1 protein-coding gene is annotated in these 529 nt (G+C 49.9%); it reads right to left on the reverse strand.

The window, feature by feature from the left end:
* On the reverse strand, positions 1 to 529 hold a 529-nt coding region (locus J5224_RS34975; RefSeq protein WP_264629385.1), incomplete at both ends, for an MFS transporter.

The raw sequence follows: 529 nt of genomic DNA on the forward strand, positions 1-529 counted from the left end.
TAGCAAGCCGGAACCAAACAGGCGGCGTGGGAACTTATCAATCACCAACGTTGCGAAAAAAATCCCCACAGGCGCGCCAATCATAATGACAGCGGTCATAAATATCGATTTAGTGACGTCAATACCGGAGTTAACAAATATGGTGGGGATCCACACGGTAATGGTATACAGAGAGATGTTCATGGCAATCAGTACGGTAATTGCGACACAGGTTCGCCTTAACATTGTGCCTTTAAACAGATCCCAAAACGATCCCGCTTCACTTATCGGGGTATCAGCAGCATTTACCGTAGGGAGTTGTCTGAGGCTAATCTTCTTTTCATTCTCGATACTTTTTTCAATATCGCGCAGACTGTTCTCCGCCAGATCGGTGTGTCCCTTCCCCGCCAGCCAGCGCGGTGATTCAATAAAATAGACGCGCGAAAGGAACCAGGCAGCCAGCATGCCTAACCCGCCGATCAAAAACATCACGCGCCAGCTCAAGTAGGAGATCACCACCACCCCAATTGCCGCCGACAACATCGGGGCC

It is taken from the genome of Candidatus Symbiopectobacterium sp. NZEC135 (assembly GCF_025962695.1).